At 64.5% G+C, this 1277-nt stretch carries 1 protein-coding gene; it reads left to right on the forward strand.

From position 1 onward, the window contains the following. Positions 1-1162, forward strand: a 1162-nt coding sequence (locus CRO07_RS18245; protein ID WP_102016841.1) for an IS5 family transposase, incomplete at its 5' end; no start/stop codon positions are given. Between the last annotated feature and the right edge of the window lie 115 nt (positions 1163-1277).

Raw genomic sequence — 1277 nt, forward strand, 5'->3', positions numbered from 1 at the left:
GACGGACGAGACGAGCGGTTCGCTGTTCAGCTATGTCGATCTTGAGGCTCGCATCCCCGCGCGGCATCCGTTGCGCAAGGTCAGGCAGGTGGTGAACGAGGCGCTGGCGAGCCTGGATGGCGAGTTCGCTGCGCTTTACACCGATTTTGGCCGCCCTTCGATCCCGCCGGAACGGCTGATCCGGGCCAGCCTGATCCAGATCCTGTTCTCGATCCGCTCCGAGCGTCAGTTGATGGAACAGATGCAGTATAACCTGCTGTTCCGCTGGTTCGTCGGCCTCGGGATTGACGACGTCGTGTGGGTGCCGACCGTCTTCACCAAGAACCGCGACCGCCTGCTGACGACCGAGATGTCGCGCAAGGTGATGGCGGCGATCCTAGCGCATCGCGAGGTCGCGCCGCTGTTGTCGGACGACCATTTCTCGGTCGACGGCACGCTGGTCAAGGCTTGGGCGTCGATGAAGAGCTTCCAGCCCAAGGCGGACGACACGCCGCCCGACGACGATCCGGGCAGCCCGCCCGGACCCGACACCGCCATCGAAGAACCAGACCAACCCACCGAGCCCGAGGCCGCCCCGATGCACCGCGACCACCGCCAGAACCGCAATGCCGAAGTCGATTTCCGGGGCGAGAAGCGGTCCAATGCCACCCATGCCTCGACCACCGACCCCGATGCGCGCCTTTACAAGAAATCCCCCGGCACCGGCGCCATGCTCTGCTTCATCGGCCATGCCCTGATGGAGAACCGAAACGGGCTCATCGTGCAGGGCGACCTGACCCAGGCGGATGGCCATGCCGAACGGCGCGCCGCGCTGGACATGATCCATCGACATTCCCCCGGATCGACCCGGCGATTGACGCTGGGAGCGGACAAGGCATTCGACGCCGCCGAGTTCGTCGCCGACCTGCGGCAAGCCTGTGTGACCCCGCATGTCGCGCAGAAATCCCGATACTCGGCGATCGACGGCCGCACGACCCGGCACGAGGGTTACGCCCTGTCGATCAAACACCGCAAACGGATCGAAGAGGCTTTCGGCTGGGCCAAAACCGTCGGCGGCATGGCCCAGACCGTTTATCGCGGCGTCGAACGGGTGCGTTCCCGCTTCATCCTCACTATGGCTGCAAACAACCTCGCCCGACTGCCCCGGTTGCTCGCAGCCTGATGCTGGGAAACCGCGTCAGGCATGTAGCTCGCCTGCGTCGATGGAGCCGAAACCAAACCCAGCAGGTTGCGCCGAAAGAAAACTGTTCCGCGACGGCGATTTCTTCAGCACCCTG

The sequence above is a fragment of the Cereibacter ovatus genome, assembly GCF_900207575.1.
Lineage (GTDB): Bacteria > Pseudomonadota > Alphaproteobacteria > Rhodobacterales > Rhodobacteraceae > Cereibacter_A > Cereibacter_A ovatus.